Below are 17,938 nucleotides of genomic sequence, written 5' to 3'. Positions count from 1 at the left end.
TTGATCACCCAGCTACATCCCCGCTTGCTGGGCGACCTTGCGTCGCTGGCAGGAAGCGCAAATCGACGGAAGCCCGCTGGCGACAAAACGCGAATATGAGTGGATCGATCATGCACTGACACGGATTACCCAACAGTTGCGCGATGAAGAACGCTACCTGGCAGGACGGGGCGCGCCCAATGGGCGTAGTGAGAGCTCCATCAACATCGCGCTCATCCGTGAGGTCGACAAGATGCACAACACCCGCGCTCGCCTGGCCACGCTGCGCACCGTGTCGGTGAGCGAAAAAGACGTCTATGGGAGCTTGGCGGAACAACCCGAGCAACTGGCACACAACCTGGCCCGCTGGCAGGCACACCCGGAGAACAGGGTGGCTGAGCAACTGGCGATGGCGCCGGCAATGGATGACGATAGTGAGTTGATCCGTGGTGCTCATGGGTATGCCATTGGTAAACCCTACACGCTGGATCTTGATTCCATCATCTGATCGGCAGTTGCTCCGCCGAGCGCGAGCAAGCTTCCTTGTCATGGACTGCGTACGCCTTCAGGCCGGGGATGTACGTGCTGCCGCCTTCGCGAGCAAGCTCGCTCCCACAGAGGTTGGCGGTGGGTGTCCATTCTGTGCTCTCCTCGGGATGGTTAGCGATTGGTCTTTTGCGCTGGGTGGCTTCGTACAGACCTGCGTGCCTGGGGATAGGGCATGTCCCAAACGCGTGAGATTCGCCAGTGCACAAAAAGAACCATATAAAATAATCTGAACCACTGTTGACGATTTGGTTTCTTTAGGCGAGTATGGTTTTGCCTCCTCGACTTCCGAGGAGCGTTACCGGAGTCATTCCCATGACTGATGCTGAAAAGGCCGAAACGGTCTCCTACACGCTGCGCAATTTGAGCAGCAGCTTGGACAAGACCATCGCCGCCGTCGCCAATACGCTTGGCAAATCGAAAAACACCTTGATCCTGGAGACCTTGGAGCGGGAGTTTTACAACTACATCTCCACCTATGCCCGGTCGAATTTGCTGGTTTCGGCGATGGATGCCGAGCTGGCAAAAAAATTCGGAATCGAGATTCTTTCGGAGTGGTATGAAAGCGAGCACACCATCCAGTACGACCGCTACCTCAGCACCAAACTGAAGCTGGATAGCATCGATAAAGTGGATGCCGTATTTAAAGGGAACCTCCCATTGCTTGAACTGCGCGCCCAGCAGCTTGTAAATAAGGGTTACATGCGACTGCCACGGGGCATCTCCTTGACGTTTGCCCTGTTCATTGAGATCGCCAAGCAAAAGGACGAGGCTCTGATTCACGAGATTCGCAAAGGGCTGTTCGGAATCTCCAAGGACTTCTACGAGTCCTTGAACGAAATTCGTGCAGCCCTCTCGCTGCCCGCCATCCAGCCCCAATGATTGAAAAGATGCACTGAATGGCCGGTCTCTCCAGGGGGGGCCGGTCATTCATTTACTCTTCTCCTTTCCCCTAGAGCACGCTTGTTCGCTGCGACTTTTCCAAACCTCTCAAGCCAACTGCCCGTATGCCCCAACCCCGCGCACACCCGCGCCAACAAGGGGCGATTTACGGTCAAACTTATTGGCCATTCCGATCCCCTTTTGGCCTCTCCTGCCGTTCTCTGAAACGCCGCGCGCCGCAAGACTGTGTTCATACCGATCAGCCTTGCGGAGAACAAAAATGCTGACGATCTATTCGGACGATCACCACCTGCACCACGGGCGCTGCGAGTTGATGGACGGGCAGTTGATGCCCTGCTTCGAGATGCCGTCCCGGGCCGATCATGTATTGGAGCGGGTCAAGGCGCGGGCGCTGGGGCCGGTGGAGGCACCGCAGGATTTCGGCCTGGGGCCGATCCAGCGTATCCATGGCGCGGCGTACCTGGAATTTTTCAAAGGCGCCTGGGACCGTTGGGCCAAGTACAACCGCGACGGCGATTTGTTGCCCTACACCTGGCCGGCGCGGACCTTTCGCACGGTCATCCCCACCAGCCTGCACGGCCAGTTGGGTTATTACAGTTTCGACGCGGGCGCGCCGATTACCGCCGGCACTTGGCAGGCGGCCTACAGCGCCGCACAAGTGGCCCTCACCGCCCAGGCGGACATCCAGCGTGGGGCGCGCAGTGCCTTTGCCTTGTGCCGCCCACCGGGGCACCACGCCGCTGGCGATTTGATGGGCGGTTATTGCTACCTCAACAACGCGGCCATCGCCGCCCAGGCCTTTCTCGACCAGGGCCATAAAAAGGTCGCCATCCTCGATGTGGATTACCACCACGGCAACGGCACCCAATCGATTTTCTATGAGCGCAGCGATGTGTTGTTCGCGTCGATCCACGGCCATCCGGAGGCGGAGTTTCCGTTCTTCCTGGGCTATGCCGACGAGCGTGGCGAGGGCGCCGGTGAGGGCTTCAACTTCAACTACCCTTTGCCGGCCGGTTCAGGCTGGGACACCTGGAGCGCGGCGCTGGAGCAGGCCTGCGGGCAAATCCGGGGGTACGACGCCGACGTCATCGTCGTGTCCCTGGGCGTGGACACTTTCAAGGACGACCCCATCTCGCAATTCAAGCTCGACAGCCCGGATTACCTGGCGATGGGCAAGCGCATCGCGGCGCTCGGCAAGCCAACATTGTTCGTGATGGAAGGCGGCTACGCGGTGGCAGAAATCGGCATCAATGCCGTGAACGTCCTTGAAGGTTTCCAAAGCGCCCCATGAGGAATAACAGCATGAACAGACTCAAGCGTTTAATGGCTCCAGCCGTGTGCGCCGCGCTGCTTTGCGGCGCTGTGCAGGCCGAGGAGCGCACCTTGCGCGTCTACAATTGGTTCGACTACATCACGCCCAAGGCCCTGGACGATTTCAAGGCGCAGAACAGCCAGGTCAAGCTGGTCTACGACATCTTCGACACCAACGAGGCCCTGGAGGCCAAGCTGCTGACGGGCAACTCCGGCTATGACGTGGTGGTACCGTCCAACGTGTTCCTGGCCAAGCAGATCGAAGCCGGCGTGTTCCAGCCCCTGGACCGCAGCAAGCTGCCGAACTGGAACCACCTCGACCCCAAGCTGATGAAGCTGATCGAAGCCAACGACCCGGGCAACAAATTCGCCGTGCCCTACATGTACGGCACCATCCTGATCGGCTTCAACCCGGACAAGATCAAGGCCGCCCTGGGCGACAACGCACCAGTGGACAGCTGGGACCTGATTTTCAAGGAAGAGAACATCAGCAAGCTCAAGCAGTGCGGCGTGGCGCTGCTCGATTCGCCGTCGGAGATCCTGCCCCTGGCCTTGCAGCACTTGGGCCTGGACCCCAACAGCAAGAAGCCGGCGGACTATGCCAAGGCCGAAGCGCTGATGATGAAGATCCGCCCGTACATCACCTATTTCCACTCGTCCAAGTACATGGCCGACATCGCCAACGGTGAGATCTGCGTGGCGGTGGGCTACTCCGGCAGCTTTTCCCAGGCGGCCAACCGCGCCAAGGAAGCCAAGAACGGCGTGACCGTGGACATGCGCCTGCCCAAGGAAGGCGCGCCGATCTGGTTCGACATGCTCGCCATCCCCAAAGGCGCGAAGAACCCGGACGACGCCTACACCTTCATCAACTACTTGCTGCAACCGCAGGTGATTGCGCCGGTCAGCGATTTTGTCGGCTATCCGAACCCGAACAAGGACGCCACCGAGATGGTCGACCCGGCGATCCGCGGCAACCCCAACCTGTACCCGACCGCTGCGGCCATGACCACGCTCTACACCCTGCAACCCTTGCCCCGGGATGCCGAGCGCGCGCGCACACGAGCCTGGACCCGGATCAAATCCGGCCAATAAAGGCCGTTGGGGGATAAAGGCCATGGTGGGAGCAAGACCATTGTGGGAGCAAGGCTTGCCCGCGATGAAGGCCCTGCGGTCTGCCAAGGACCGAGGCGCTTGTTTCGCGAGCAAGCTTTGCTCCCACCCGGTGTTGGCTGCGTATACATAGTTACCACCTGCCCCGTCCCTTGCCTCTCTAGCATGGAAACCCCGAAGCGTTCGGCTTCGGGGTTTTCATCCATCTCGAGACAGGGACAACTCAGATGACATCAGACCCTACCGGCACCGCCCCGGCGTTCAACGCGAGTATCAGGAGCACGCTGGTCAACCAACTGCTCGCAGGCCCCACCTACCCGGAAGTGGCGGCCATGCTGCTGCGCAACGCACTCAAGAAGCTGTACCCGTCACTGGATCTAGACCCGCATACCACCGTCATCGGCGAACCGGCCTGGGACATTGTTGGTGGCGAGATCGTGGCGCGCCCCACCCGCTATGAATCGCTCAGCGATTTGCTGGCCTCGCGGGTGGACCAGAGCAAACCCACGTTGTTGATCGAAGGGCTGCACTTCCTGACCCAACTGCCGATCACCGCGCCCGAGGTGCATTTGCCGGTGCGCATCGACCAGATCGGCCGCTTGATCAACGAGCTGGTGCCAGCCATGGTGCCGGCCAGCCAGGAGCAGCAACTGGCGTACTGGAACATGCCGTTCGGCAATTACGGCCCACGCTGGCATGAACTCTCCCACACGCTGCGCAAGCTCTGGGACGTCAAGCAGATCGAGGGCTGGACGGCGACTGAATGCGACATGGCCCGGCAACTGTTCCTGTACCCCGACCCACAAGACCGTAACGACAGCTACGACAGCCACGCGTATCTGGTCGACATCGAGGAGGTCGACGGCGACGAGATCAACCGCGTGAATGAAAACTCGCTGGTGGTGCTGATCGGCCTGATCGACAACAAGGAGGTCATCCTTGTGCACTCGTTGCTCAACGGTTATGAGAAGTTCGCTTCACGGCACGCGTTGGGACAAGCCCTTCCAGAACACCTGGGCACCTTGGTCCACCCGACGAAAATTCGCTGGCGGCTCTATGAACCCAGCGGCAATATTTTCGACAGCAAGGCCTGCGGGATCATCGCCGTGCAGGTCAAGATCCTTGGCATCCCCAGCATCAGTCTGAATCCGGGCTATGCAGAAGACGAACCACCGGCCCCCAGCGGAGTGGACGTAGGGCCTGGCGAAAGCTGGTTCCAAAAACAGTTGCCCGAATGGCTGCAGGCCGCGTCGGTTTCCGACCAGATCCTGTTCGCCCAATACATGAAGAATCTTTCGGCGCTGAGCAGCTCCCACGCCGGCAAAACCTACCTGGACGACATTCCCCCCCTCAAAGCGTATGCGGCGCAGGCGCTGAAAACGCAGATGCAATCCGACCACGACGACGCTTCGACGCTGGACCCGGAAAAAATCGAGATCGAGATAAAAAGCCCGGTTGTCTGGGGTACCTTCGTGGTGCCCTTCAAATTCGATACCACGCGGTTCAACCTCGTCGACCTGGCCTTGCAAAACCTGATTGCCCTGCCCCCGGGCAACAAGACGGTGAGGTCTCTCGACACGACCGTGTTGCCCGCGTGGTTGACGGTGGACTACGTCGAGAAGCTCATCACCCAAGTCGATATCGGTCGTGTTTATCCCGACCTGATCAAGCGCAAACTGCTGAATGATCCGGCGGAGTCGTTCCGCCGCGAAAACCTGTACACCTCGCAGTTGCGCATACAGCTGCCCATGCTTGCGCTGGAGGGCAAACTGCGTGGACAGGGCAATATCGATGAGCGCGGTTGTCGTTATGTCGCGGCGCTGATGGAGCCCCAGGAAGACGACCGCAAGGTAGACGGGCAAACCATCGTCCTGCGCAAACTGGCTTTCGTGCCCGAGCTGCAGTTGGGGCTTTCAGAGGACATCGTTGCCAACATGTTCGTGATCGGCCCGCAGACGCCAAGTGCCGGTCCTTGCCTGCTTTATCGACCGTTGCTTGAACCGCAGCTGTGGCAGTTCCCGTCGTTCAGCAACTTGCTGTACACCATCAGGCAAAACGCTCCCTTGCGCCAATCGGTACTGGCGTGGCTGCCCGATGAGGTACGCGAAACCTATGGCCGCGATGTCTTTCCAGGCGCCCTGCCCTCGCCCTGGACCATCGTGGAGTTCGTGGCAGCCCCGCTGGAGACGTTGTCCAATAATGGTCCTGTCAGCCTTGGCGACGAGACCTTGGGCGCCGACTTCCTGCCACTGTTGTTCCGGGCCAACGCCAATGCCTTGGTCACGCTCGCCGATCATCAGTCGGTCTCCAATCGCGAAAGCCGTTGGGAGTCTTTCAAGCAGGCCGGTTGGCTGATTTTCAATTTGGCGCTGCCCTACCTCGGCACCACGGTGGCCACCACGACCTGGCTCTGGCAGATCCTGAACGACCTTGAAGAGCTGACGCAGAGTGACGAAGAAACCAGTAGCCAGGCCAAGTGGGCGCTCTTTGTCGATGTGTTGTTGAACGTCTCCTTGGGGATCATCCATTACGTGATAGACCGCACCAGGGCGAGCAAAGGTAGCCGTCCGACAGAGGCCCCGGAGATTGCTCCTCCAGAAATCCCGCCAGTGCTCAAACCCAAGCTCATTATCGAAACGCTCGCGCCGCTCACCAAGACAGAGCTGCCACAAGAGCACTACGAGGTCATTCATACCAGCGGTGCCTTGATCGGCAGGTCGAGCAAGCGCGCCAATCTGCTCGATAGCTTCAGCATCGCCGCCCCCGACTCACCTGGGCAACCCAGGGCCGAAGGCGCGCTCAGGGGCCTCTATGCGAAGGGTAGGAAGTGGTACGCGAAGATGGCGGGGAAATGGTTCGAAGTCACCGTAGAGGGCGATCTGGTCTGCATGATTGACGGAGTCCGCACCGGCCCTCCGCTGATCCATGATGTACGCGGCCAGTGGCAGATCGATACCCGCTTGCGCTTACGCGGTGGCGGCTCGAAAGGCGCCCGACAGAGGGTCGTCGCCGAGGCACGACGCCGCAACGTGGAGCTGCTGGCCGAACTCAACCAGTTTGAAGAACAGAAACCGGCGAACCAGAAGTTGCTGACCATGGACGCGCAGGAAATGAACCAGGCGTCCGGCGCGGCCCGGGAAACCAAGCGTGTGGCGTATCTGACGACCCTGGAAGCCCAGCGAGAAAACTACGAAAAAGCGCTGAAGACCCTGATTGAATGGCCGGTCTTCCAGTCACGCCCCGATTACCCTCGCGTCAGCCTTGGCTACCTGAACGCACAAGTGAATTTCACCTTCGCGGAAATGGATGTATTGCGAGAGCGCTTTACGCCGGCCCTGACCGATGCCATGGGCATGATCACGTCCGAGGTCAAGGCGCTGGAGCAACAACACATCGATGCTGCCAACACGATGATCAACGCCGGTGACGACATGATCGAGCGCCTGGACTACATGGAGACACGTTTTTCCAGGCTCAAGGAAATGGGACGCGAAGGCTTTGAGTTTGTCCGCCAGTACCGCGCAAAGATGCCGGTCTACAAAAGTGACGATCTGCGACTTATCCAGCTGGATATGTACCGCCACCTCTGCCTGTCTCTTGAAAGCGTCGAGACGATGCCTGAAGGCTGGGTGGAAATTAACCGTATTGTCGACAATGCCACGGTGGCCTTCCAGAGCCTGCGCGACGCCATGGATGAGCGAAGCATGATCCGGCTGGATGAACAAATCGATGCGCTCGGCAGCCTGACGGAACAGTTCGCCGCCATCGAAGAACATCTCGACTACATGGGCACCGAATACCGAGGCAGCACCAGCCCCGTACAACTCACTCGGCTGGTCAGGCAGATGGGCGATTGTAGAAGACGAACGTTGGAGCAGTTGGCGCAAGCCCTTGATGAGCGAAGCAACCGGCGAAGGTCAGGCAGCCCTCATGAGCCACGTCCGCGGGCCAGGAAAAAATTCATCAGGGCACGCTTCTGGGGCGTCATCAGCGGCGAGCCTCGCTTATCGCAACTGCACGAGGAAACGGATTGGGTCGATGTGAAGAATCCGTTCTCGGAGGAAATCATCGTCTCGTTCCACCGCAAGGAAACCGGCGAATGGGCGCCCCACGTGATGGCCGACCCGCCTCCCCTGGCAGTCCCTGCGCTGGACACGAGCGTTCGCAAAGGCCAAGCCCTGATCGACGGGCTGACCGCGTTCAAGGCGCAAATTGAACAAGACTTGAAAAAGCCAGGCCGCACACCGGCCGGTGTGGCAATGATCCTCAATGCCCATGCCAGCCGGATGGAGAAGGTCGGCGTCGCGATCAGGAAGGCACTCGACCAGGCACAAGGCGTTGCCACCAACGAAACGATTGAAATATCAGAGGCGCAGCAGCGCTCGGCCGAATCCTTGCGATTGCGCCTCAAGAGAGAATCGAAGTCGCTCTATGAACAGGAATTCGAAACCGTACTGAACATCATCAAGCAGAGCCCTCCGACCATGAGTGGCGTGATCTGGCTGAAAGACCGAAACCGTATTTCCATCACCAAACGGATAAACCGCCAACGCATCAAGGGCCGCATACATGGTTACCTCGACAGGTATGAAATCAAGGACAAGAAAACCAACAAGACGCTCTGGTTCGCCGACTTTCACTACTCCACGAACTGGGTGCCTGCCCGTACGTTCCTTTCGGCACGCCTGAAAACAGTGGAGCAGGTGGTTCTGGGGATAGCCAACGTCTCTACAAAAGGCTTTAGCCAGCGTCAGTTGATCAATCATTACCGTAGCGAAATTGCCGTGGACCAGGCCCAGCAGGTGTTTTTTCCAAAGGAGCGGCCATAAAACCAGGGCCGCCGCCGATGCCCCGGCGGCGCGCCCTCAGGGTTTCCAGGCCTTCGACAGGTTCGCCAGCGCGGTGCCAATCGCCGCTGGCGGGACCGCCGCAAACCCGAGCACCAGCCCGGCGCGCACTTGCGACGGGGTGGTGGGCAACCAATAACTGCTCAGGCCATTGATTTCCACACCCACATTCGTCGCTTGGGCGATCAGTTCGCGCTCGCGCTCGATGCTCTCCACTGTGACCGTGAGATGCAGCCCGGCCACGACAGTGGGCAGGGCTCCGACACCCGCAACCGCCGTGGGCCAGCCCGCCAGCAACGCATCGCGCCGAACCAGGGCGGCCCTGCGCATACGCCGGATATGCCGCTGGAAATGCCCGGCGGCCATGAACTCGGCCATCACCGCCTGGGTGCTGACTTCGGAGTGGCGCACGTCCACGGCGCGCCGTCGGGCGAAGGCGTTGACCAGGCCCGGCGGCAGCACCAGGTAGCCCAGGCGCAGGGCCGGGAACGCCACTTTGCCGAACGTGCCGACGTAAAGCACCCGCCCCTGGCGATCCAGTGCCGCCAAGGGTGCCAGTGGCGCGCCGCTGTAGCGGTACTCGCCATCGTAGTCATCCTCGACGATCCAGCCGTCGTTGCGCTCGGCCCAGGCCAACAGTTCCAGCCGCCGTGGCAGGCTCATGACCACCCCGGTCGGGTATTGATGGGACGGTGTGACATAGGCCAGCCGACAGTGGCTCAACCCGCCCAGCGCAGCGCAATCCAAGCCGTCGTCATCCACCGGCACGCCTCTGACGTCGGCACCGGCAACAGCGAACGCATGCCCGGCCGCGCGATAGCCGGGATTTTCCACCGCCACGACGTCGCCCGGGTCGACCAACAGCTGTGCACAAAGGCTGATGCCCTGCTGTGCGCCACTGGTGATCACAATTTGTTCAGCCGTGCAGTGCAGCCCCCGGGAGCTGCGCAAGTACGCGGCGATCAGACCGCGCAAGCGCGCATCGCCCTGGGAATCGCCATAACACAGCTGCTGCAGATCCGGCTTGCGCCAGAAAGCCGCATTCAGCTTGGCCCAGACGTCGAAAGGGAACAGATCGAAAGCCGGTACACCGACCCGAAACGCTCGCGGCGGGCCGCTGGGCGGTTGGGCCAAATGGTGTTTTTCGACGCGGTTCAGCGCCTCGCTGTGGATAACTTTACTGGATGGACCCACAGGTAAATCGAGCCAATCTGTGGATAAGGCTGTGGGTAAGCCTGTTGAAAACCCTGTGGATACTTTTGTGGATATGTTTTTCAGCGGCAACGTCGTCGAGGACAGTTTCGCCACATATGTACCGTCACCGACCCGCCCTTCGATGAAACCCTCGGCGTAGAGCTGGTCATAGGCCCGCACCACGCTGTTACGGGAAATCGACAAGGCCGCCGCCAGGTCGCGGCTGGCCGGCAGGCGCGTGCCGCTGGCCAGGCGCCCATCGAGCACCCGGGTACGCAATGCCTGGTAAAGCTGGCGGCTGAGCCCCTGGCGGCGGTCCAGCTCAATGCCTGCCGGGTTGAACGACAATGGCGGCGTGGCGTTGTGCATGGCAGCCCTCACGAATGGACCTATTGAATTGGCCGGAAGTGGCTCTTACAACAGACCAATAGCCTGCCTAGGATGCTCGCATTCGCCAAGGAAAATTATCATGTACAACCCTAAAGCCTTTGCCGTCGAAGACCTGCCCGAACTGCACCAGATGATCGGCGATTGCCGCCTGGCCGTATTGGTCACCCAGGGTGAACAGGGTTTGCAGGCCAGTCATCTGCCGCTGTTGCTGGACACGCAACAAGGGCCGAACGGAAGCCTCTACGGCCATATGGCCCGGGCCAATCCACAATGGCGTGACCTGGAAGCCGGCGCCGAAGCCCTGGTGATATTCGCCGGGGCCGATGCCTACGTCAGCCCAGGGTTGTACGCCAGCAAGGCCGAACACGGCAAAGTCGTGCCGACCTGGAACTACGTGGCCGTACACGCCTATGGCAGCGCCGAGGTGTTCAGCGACGCTCATCGCCTGCGCAACCTGGTGCGCGCCCTCACCGACCGCCACGAAACCGGTCGCGAGCAGCCGTGGAAGATCGATGATGCGCCGCCCGAGTACATCGACAGCATGCTCAAGGCCATCGTCGGCTTCGCCCTGCCCATCCAGCGCCTGGAAGGCAAGCGCAAGCTCAGCCAGAACCGTAGCCCCGCGGATGTCGCCGGCGTACGCAACGGCCTCGCCGCCAGCCCCGACCCGCAGGACCGGGCGCTCGCCCACCTGATGCCTGAACAATCGTCCAAGGAGTGAACATGAGCCAACCTGAAGTCCGCCTCGTCAGCGCCGACGATCACGCCGCCTGGCTGCCGCTGTGGCAGGCCTACCTGCGGTTCTATAAAACCGAATTGCCGGACGCCGTGAGCCAAAGCACCTGGCAGCGCTTGCTCGATGAGCGTGAACCGACCCATGCTGCCCTCGCTTGGAATGGCGACACGGCGGTAGGCCTGGTGCACTTCATCTATCACCGTTCGAACTGGAGCATCGAGAATTCCTGCTACCTGCAAGACCTGCTGGTAACGGAACAGAGCCGTGGCACCGGGGTGGGCCGCCAGCTCATTGAATTCGTCTATGCCACCGCCAAGGCCGATGGTTGCTGCAAGGTGCACTGGTTGACCCACGAAACCAACGCCACGGCGATCCAGCTGTACGAGCGCATCGCCGAGCGCCCAGGCTTCATTCAATTTCGCAAAGCCCTTTAAGGAGCGCAGCATGTCGACTTCACTCGCCGATTGGAAAGGTGTCCCGGCGCCCTCTGCACAGGTGCTCGAAGGGCGTTTCATCCGCCTGGAAAAACTCGATCCGGCGCGGCATGCCGATGGCCTCTGGCAAGCCCTCGAAGGCCCCGGCGCCGACCCGAAACTCTGGGATTACTTGCCCTATGGCCCGTTCACGGATCGCGTCGCGTTCGATGCCTGGTTGAACAACCATGCGGCCAATACCGACCCGTATTTCTTCAGCGTGATCGACCGCGCCAGTGGCGAGGTGCAGGGCATTCTCAGCCTGATGTCCATCGTCCCGGCCCAGGGCCGCATCGAGATCGGCCACGTGACCTTCGGCGCGCCGATGCAGCGTTCGCCGAAAAGCACCGAGGCGGTCTATCTGCTGGCCAAGGAGTCTTTCGCCCTGGGTTATCGCCGGCTGGAGTGGAAGTGCAACAACGGCAATGCCCGCTCCAAATATGCGGCCGAACGGCTGGGGTTCAAGTTTGAAGGGGTGTTTCGCCAGCACATGGTGGTCAAGGGCCAGAACCGCGACACCGCGTGGTACTCGATACTGGACTCGGAATGGCCGGCAATCGCCGCAGGCTTCGAGCGCTGGTTGAGTGAGGACAATCAGCGCGAGGGTGGGCAGGTGCGTGGGTTGGTGGAGTGTCGGGCATAGCTATCGGTGCCTGACGCTCCGCCATCGCGAGCAAGCTCGCTCCCACAGTGGATCTGTTGTGGACCTGGATTAAGTGATCATCACAGATTGACTGTGGGAGCGAGCTTGCTCGCGATGGCGATTAATAGGCAATGAACTCATTGGCTGCCAACCGCCCGATCACTCCGGTTTCGGTTTCATCTCTCCAAAAGTCTTGAGCGATTCGGGTGTCACCCCTCTCTTCAGGTACTGCCAGGCCCAGTCCGGTACGGCCATGTGGCTTTCCAGATACGTCACGAAGTCCAAAAGGCTGTGCCCCAAGCGATTGACCGGGAAATCAAAATTGTACAGATACTGTTGGGCGCGGTTTTGGTCAACGCTGAACAGCTCCCTGACAATCCGGTTCGCACGAAGATTGCCTCTTAATGCGAGCACAAAATCCAGCGCGGAACGAAGCACGCCGGGGCGCTCGAGCGTGAATTGAATCACGGAGTCGCTAAATTGAGATCCAGTCAGATCGTCCCAGATCTGCACGGCGTGATGCCTGGGGAGACGTTGCAGCGAGCTCCATAGATTTGGGGTATTGAACAAAATGCTCACCCGGGTATTGGAGGGCAATTGCCCCGGTGCACTGAATAACCGGATAACAGGCGCCTGGTTGGCCTCGCCAGCCTTCACCGGCGGCCTTTCCAGGTAATCCCAAAACGCCGTCAGTACCCGTTGATGGGTGACGATATTCTGCAGATTGCTGTCATCGAACAATCGCATCCAGCGGATATCGATATCGCCGTGCCTCACCACTTCTTTGTAACGCGTATCGGCATATTCAGAGATGACTCGCAGTCGCCGCTCGGAGAGCGCCGGATTGCGCAGCCATCTTGCAACTACGTTCACAGGCAACATGCCGTCCAGGTTGGATGAAATAACCGCAGACCTCAGGAGGAGATTCGCCCGCCTCAACAAATCGGGGAAACGTTCGAGGGAAGCGATGAGCAGATCACGGGTGTTTTCAGCCCGGTCGTAATAAATGTACTGCTCCATCAGTTCTGAGTCGTCATCGATTACCCGGCCCGTTTCACGCTCGAATCTCAACTTCACCTGATCCAGGTCGTCGCGGTCCACCAGGTAGGCACCGTCGAGCAATTGTTCAAGCTGGTTATCATCAAGATGACCATGCCTGGCCTGGTCGAACTTGACGTAGGCCAATTGATTCCTGGGGTGATGGTCGGTCAGTTGCCGGGCCCTGACTCCGTATTCCAGCATGATATGGATCACGCCTTGAGACAGCCGGAGGAATTCATTATTGAGCAGTTCGGTGAGGTGCAAATCCTCGACAGGACCCAGCAGGGTATCTTGGAAAAACTGCCGCAGGGTCTGGTTCTCCCGGGTGTAATACGGTGCGCTGCCGGGCATCAGTTGCTCTGGGGAACGGGGCGATAAGTAACGCCCGATTTGCTGCAGCACCTCCGGTGGCAGGTCGGCCTCTCGCGCCGCAAACAGCGTCCGGCGACCGACGCTGTTTGCGTACAGCCTCAGGTAATCCTGGGTCGGTTGAAACAAGCGATACGGGTTGGGGGCCCCATAGATGATCCGGCTGAGATCGGACAATGCCTCCTCGTCCAGCAGGTTTTCCAGCCAGGGGGCATTTTCAAAGAGCGCTTGTCGGACCCCGGAGGCTCGCGACACCATGTACTGATTCAATTCCGGATGTTGATCGACATAGTCGGCCGCTGCATTACGCAGCCCCTGCATCGAGAAAGTCTCCTGCGCTTGCCCTTCATTCAGCCCACGGGCAACGGCATCGAAAAAACAATCACCGTCGCCAGGGATCTCCTCGACACGGTCTCCCAGCACCAGGCTGTAATGGTTCTGGGCCGTTCGTCTCAAGACAATATCGGTGCTCGACTGTCCTGGGTGGTTGCTCATCGGATAGACACTTTCCACCGCGCCCGGGGTAAAGCGCACAGACCAACTACGCTCTGCCGTGATCTCATCGATGATCAGCAAGCTACGGTTTTGCGGCCAGCTCGCAAGGCGCGTGATGATGGCCGGGACCAGCTCCATGACTTGAGTATTCCAGACGCCTGGCGTACGGATCAAACCGGAAACAGACGCCGACGACGGAGCAGGCACCTTGGGTTTCGAGGGACCCGGTTCAGCCGGTGCCGGACGCTTCCCACCACCCCGACCAAACCCTATAGCGCGCCACTCGCCATCGGGCATCCGCGCCACGGTACTTCTCATCACGCCACTGGAACGGATACTCAACCCGGTAGCAGGGTCGACAAGGGTGGCCTCGGTCGCCGTCAACTTCGTATGGTCGTGCACCCGGAACACCGTCCCATCGGGTTGTCGCACGTAAACCGGACGTGTGGCGCTGTTATTGAGCGTGGGGCGATAGAAGCCCCGGGCATCTGCGGCCAGCCCTTGTAGCAACGAGGTATCCGTCACGGCATAACGGCGGTAAAGCGCGTCTTCCAAAGGCAGGCCTGCCAATGTTTCGCCCTGGCTCTGGCGGGCCGTCACGGCCAGGAAAGAGGACTGTCCCCGCACCGGAACGCTCACGCCACCCGCCAACCCTCGTCCGCCATAATTGGCCACTCTGTGGACAAAGGCCAAGGTGCTCAGGTTCGCTGGAACAGCGCCGGTCCTGACCATCAACCAGCCGGTCTTGATGGCGCTCTTGAGCAGTTGGAAGCCGGGAACCAGGAAGATGCCGGCCAGGTCCATGAACGTTTCCATCGCCATCATCACCAGCCTGGCAGACGTCTGGCGATGAACATCCCGGTTGCTGTTGGAGCGGTGATCGGCATAAGCACTATGGAAATTGACGTGCGCGCGATGGAGGGCCTCGAGAAGATTGCCAGGGATCAACTCGCCGCGGATCAACGGTCGGCCACGTTGTTGCCCCAACGTGCGCTTTATCTCTTCGGGATCAAGGGTGCAAATGCGTGAGCGGAAATATCCCTGCCATTGCTCTTGCTGCAACAGCCCCGCCACCCCTTCGCCCAGACTGGAAAACTCATGGAAGTCATCACCCTCGGGGCTGTCCGGAAAATAGACCCCCACGGTTCCCTTGATGTCCGGCCCGTCCTGATCGGAAAAAACCAGCACGCCATCAATGCTGCTCGCATTGCCCATCGTCCCATGCTGTTCGCCAGCCCCGACACTTCCACCCAGCACAAGCGCATAGACCTGCACCCTTCGTCCCTGGACCAGCGCACGTGTCTCGGCAACGGACGATTGCAGAACAGCCTGCAGCCAGAGAGCAATCAACTTCTTGGGCTTCGGTGGATGGAAGGCCCTATCGAGCACGGTGGTCTTGAAGGCGTCATCGCCCCTGAGCCCGGCCTCATGGCCTTTGAATTTCATATTGGCCAGGTAGGCCGCCTGCCAGGCTGCTTTGTAGTCAGGTTTATTCATTTCCTTCCGGAGCAGGGTTTCATAACGGCCGCCGGCATCAATGTGCGTCGCCATCCTGGCAAGCTCACCGCCCGTCAACGTGATCAGGAAGCCATTGGCCGGATGCCGGATACGCTGGCCATCTTGATCGGCAAGGTAGACGGCCAGCACTTCTCTCATCGCGTTCGGGTATTGAGTCGGGCGCAGGTTATCGAGCATCAACTCGGTCAGGCTGGCGATACGTGACTGCCTTGGGTTGGCACCTTTGCCATAGGAAAGCGTGACCAAGGTCTTGTCCGGGTCGGGATCCATGCCGGGGTGCACCGTGTGTTGCAGGTACTGCTTGATCTTCTGGCGGGTGAACTGCAACAACGTCGGGATATCGCTACCCGCCAGTGTGTAGGCGGCTTCCAATACCTGCGTTTCCAGGCTGCGGTAGTTCGATTTTTCCGCACGTGTTGCGGTTGTATAAAAATCGGCTCGGTTGTTTTCAACCAAAGTTTCCCGGCGCGCCGCCAGCGGCCCGGCCAGCGACAACATGGGCAACCCCAGCGCATCTTCAGCCTTCAGCGCATAAGCCGCCAAAGTAAGTGTCTCGTTGCCCGAGGCATTCAGGACCGCCTCCAGCGCGGCGCCTTGGTGCCGCAGCAGGTCGTCCGCCGCCACGGCAAAAACAGACTCGGACAGTTCAGAAGCAATATCCCGGATCCCACGCTTCTGTCCCGCGTAGGTCGGGCTGACGTGATTGACCAGGTCCTGGAAAGAGCGAAAGCGCTGTACTCCCCCTTCCAGGGAGTACAGGAACAGCGAAGACTGATCCGTGCGCTTGATCACCATCGCAGCGGGCCATTTCCGTGGCTTCGCGGTGCCCATGTCGAGCATGACGGCATAGACATGGGGAATGGACGTGCGCAGCAAACGGCTTCTGTTCGCCATCGAAGGGTGAGTGGTGATGAGGTCCAGCAGGCGATCTTCTTCATCCTGCAGGGTTCGCGCACTTTGGGTTAACGGGGTGGCCGGATCCCGGTCGACTTTGTACAAGTCGAAGAGATGCAGGAATCGTCGGCACAGCAGATGAGCAAGTGCCGCTTCAGTGGTCGACGTATCGAACGCATCTGCACCGTTTCTGTCGTGGCGAAAGGCGCTGAGATCGTCACGGAACTGCTGCTTCAAGCTGTCATTGGTTACGGGGTCGGCGATATAGAACACGGACTCCATGATCGCTGGAATTTTCGCGTCCAGCGGGCTGACGAATACGCTGTCGACCTCTTCCACCGAATCCGGACGGGTGTAGAAGCCCACACCACCGCGCGAGTAAGTGGGCGGTGTATCCGTCGCTAAACAGCCCAACATCACGTCGGTAAAGCACTGTGAGGCGGTCAATGAACGACCACCGAGCGAGTCCACATCAAAGTGGTTCACATACCAGTGATCCGGGTCGATGCCCTGGAGCAGTGAGGCGCGGAATTTCCGCTCAGGGATCTTTGCCTTGATGCGGCTGACCAGCAGACGCTTGAGCACGGTGTCGAACGTTGGCAAAGCGGCGAACAGACGCGCCAGTTTCACCTGATTGGCATCCAGGTGCCCCAGTTGCCTGATCTGTTCTTTTTCACGGGGGCTGAGCAGATTGCCTTGGGCGTCCACCTCAGTAATGACGGGCTGCCCAATGCCCTGGTAGCCGGGCGCAATGCCGGCGTGCAATTGCTGCAAAACGTCTGCTGAAAGGCCTTTACCGTTGACCCGCAGTGAGGGGAAGCCCAGGGACATATGACTTCGGTGGGGATAAACCCAACCCTCGCGCGCAGAAGGCTCAGCGGTCGCCCTGCTTTGATGGGCAATCAAAAAACCTCGTGTCACAGCGTCACGCAGAGGCACCCATGAGGTTTTTCTTTGAGCGGCCGAATCGACTGTCTCGACCTCTTGATAAGTGACCTGTACCCGCGTATCGCCAATAAGGCCCCATTGATTTAGCCATTGATCGGCGAATTCATGGGGTTGAAATCGAATACCGTGGGGTAACAGGCTGATGGGTCTGAGCAGTACGCCGGCAGCATGCGGCGTTACGCCAGGTGCATTTTCAGGGAAGACAGTCATTCAGGTGTCCCGGTGATGAGTAGGGCTGGGACCCTATCGCGCCGTTTCAGCGGGAATGACGTACATATATATATAGGTGTGGCTACGGGCTTTGGAGAAAAGCGTAAGCCGATGTTTGCGGCGGCGGGGTTGCACGCTTGAAAGGACGTGGCGGCTGAGCGTTAGCCATCGCGAGCAAGCTCGCTCCCACAGGTTCTGCATTATTGTGGGAGATTCTATGTTGCAGGGCAACCCTGCAACATAGGCTTCGGCTGGTATTCGCTCTGATTTTTCATCAAGGCAAATGCCACCCGGCAGAGCTTGCGAGCAAGCACCACCAATGCCTGGGTTT

10 protein-coding genes and 1 pseudogene are annotated in these 17,938 nt (G+C 59.7%); 8 read left to right on the top strand and 3 right to left on the bottom strand.

The genetic code is table 11. The features are described from left to right. Nucleotides 1-37: 37 nt before the first annotated feature. From KGA89_RS08755 to KGA89_RS08735, 5 genes are all read left to right on the top strand, one after another. Nucleotides 38-487, top strand: coding sequence for a hypothetical protein (locus tag KGA89_RS08755; RefSeq protein ID WP_223471311.1), 450 nt, complete (start codon nucleotides 38-40; stop codon nucleotides 485-487). Between the two features lie 353 nt (nucleotides 488-840). Continuing rightward, nucleotides 841-1,407, top strand: coding sequence for a hypothetical protein (locus KGA89_RS08750; protein WP_223471309.1), 567 nt, complete (start codon nucleotides 841-843; stop codon nucleotides 1,405-1,407). Nucleotides 1,408-1,687: 280 nt separating this feature from the next. Further along, entirely contained in the window at nucleotides 1,688-2,719 is a 1,032-nt protein-coding gene (locus tag KGA89_RS08745) for a histone deacetylase family protein (protein WP_223471307.1), read from the top strand. Between the two features lie 11 nt (nucleotides 2,720-2,730). Then, on the top strand, nucleotides 2,731-3,831 hold the full coding sequence (locus KGA89_RS08740; RefSeq protein ID WP_223471305.1) for a polyamine ABC transporter substrate-binding protein: 1,101 nt from the start codon (nucleotides 2,731-2,733) through the stop codon (nucleotides 3,829-3,831). A gap of 245 nt (nucleotides 3,832-4,076) precedes the next feature. Continuing rightward, on the top strand, nucleotides 4,077-8,678 hold the full coding sequence (locus KGA89_RS08735; protein WP_223471303.1) for a dermonecrotic toxin domain-containing protein: 4,602 nt from the start codon (nucleotides 4,077-4,079) through the stop codon (nucleotides 8,676-8,678). A gap of 36 nt (nucleotides 8,679-8,714) precedes the next feature. Here KGA89_RS08735 and KGA89_RS08730 read toward each other — a convergent pair whose 3' ends face one another. Then, on the bottom strand, nucleotides 8,715-10,259 hold the full coding sequence (locus KGA89_RS08730) for a PLP-dependent aminotransferase family protein (protein WP_223471301.1): 1,545 nt from the start codon (nucleotides 10,257-10,259) through the stop codon (nucleotides 8,715-8,717). A 100-nt stretch (nucleotides 10,260-10,359) separates the two neighbouring features. On the opposite strand from KGA89_RS08730, the gene KGA89_RS08725 reads away from it, so the two are divergent. From KGA89_RS08725 to KGA89_RS08715, 3 genes are read left to right on the top strand one after another with little or no spacing between them, the layout of a single operon-like run. After that, the gene (locus KGA89_RS08725; protein WP_223471300.1) at nucleotides 10,360-11,001 is read left to right on the top strand and encodes an FMN-binding negative transcriptional regulator; all 642 of its coding nucleotides are present in this window, start codon (nucleotides 10,360-10,362) and stop codon (nucleotides 10,999-11,001) included. A 2-nt stretch (nucleotides 11,002-11,003) separates the two neighbouring features. Continuing rightward, nucleotides 11,004-11,450, top strand: a complete 447-nt coding sequence (locus KGA89_RS08720) for a GNAT family N-acetyltransferase (RefSeq protein ID WP_013694592.1) — start codon at nucleotides 11,004-11,006, stop codon at nucleotides 11,448-11,450. Nucleotides 11,451-11,460: 10 nt separating this feature from the next. Beyond that, nucleotides 11,461-12,132 carry a GNAT family N-acetyltransferase gene (locus KGA89_RS08715; protein ID WP_223471299.1) on the top strand — a complete coding sequence of 224 codons (672 nt, stop codon included), beginning with the start codon at nucleotides 11,461-11,463 and terminating at the stop codon, nucleotides 12,130-12,132. Between the two features lie 159 nt (nucleotides 12,133-12,291). Here KGA89_RS08715 and KGA89_RS08710 read toward each other — a convergent pair whose 3' ends face one another. Continuing rightward, on the bottom strand, nucleotides 12,292-17,607 hold the full coding sequence (locus tag KGA89_RS08710; protein WP_223471298.1) for a hypothetical protein: 5,316 nt from the start codon (nucleotides 17,605-17,607) through the stop codon (nucleotides 12,292-12,294). Nucleotides 17,608-17,822: 215 nt separating this feature from the next. Then, nucleotides 17,823-17,938: pseudogene (locus KGA89_RS08705) on the bottom strand (IS110 family transposase); the annotation flags it as partial.

Origin of the sequence: Pseudomonas sp. A-RE-22, assembly GCF_019956035.1 — a bacterium.
Lineage (GTDB): Bacteria > Pseudomonadota > Gammaproteobacteria > Pseudomonadales > Pseudomonadaceae > Aquipseudomonas > Aquipseudomonas brassicacearum.
This window is presented reverse-complemented; position numbering and strand designations above follow the sequence as displayed.

Coding starts and splice junctions, on each gene's coding strand:
- KGA89_RS08710 (WP_223471298.1), bottom strand. CDS start 17,607: ATGACTGTCTTCCCTGAAAATGCACCTGGCGTAACGCCGCATGCTGCC.
- KGA89_RS08725 (WP_223471300.1), top strand. CDS start 10,360: ATGTACAACCCTAAAGCCTTTGCCGTCGAAGACCTGCCCGAACTGCAC.
- KGA89_RS08715 (WP_223471299.1), top strand. CDS start 11,461: ATGTCGACTTCACTCGCCGATTGGAAAGGTGTCCCGGCGCCCTCTGCA.
- KGA89_RS08750 (WP_223471309.1), top strand. CDS start 841: ATGACTGATGCTGAAAAGGCCGAAACGGTCTCCTACACGCTGCGCAAT.
- KGA89_RS08735 (WP_223471303.1), top strand. CDS start 4,077: ATGACATCAGACCCTACCGGCACCGCCCCGGCGTTCAACGCGAGTATC.
- KGA89_RS08740 (WP_223471305.1), top strand. CDS start 2,731: ATGAACAGACTCAAGCGTTTAATGGCTCCAGCCGTGTGCGCCGCGCTG.
- KGA89_RS08745 (WP_223471307.1), top strand. CDS start 1,688: ATGCTGACGATCTATTCGGACGATCACCACCTGCACCACGGGCGCTGC.
- KGA89_RS08720 (WP_013694592.1), top strand. CDS start 11,004: ATGAGCCAACCTGAAGTCCGCCTCGTCAGCGCCGACGATCACGCCGCC.
- KGA89_RS08730 (WP_223471301.1), bottom strand. CDS start 10,259: ATGCACAACGCCACGCCGCCATTGTCGTTCAACCCGGCAGGCATTGAG.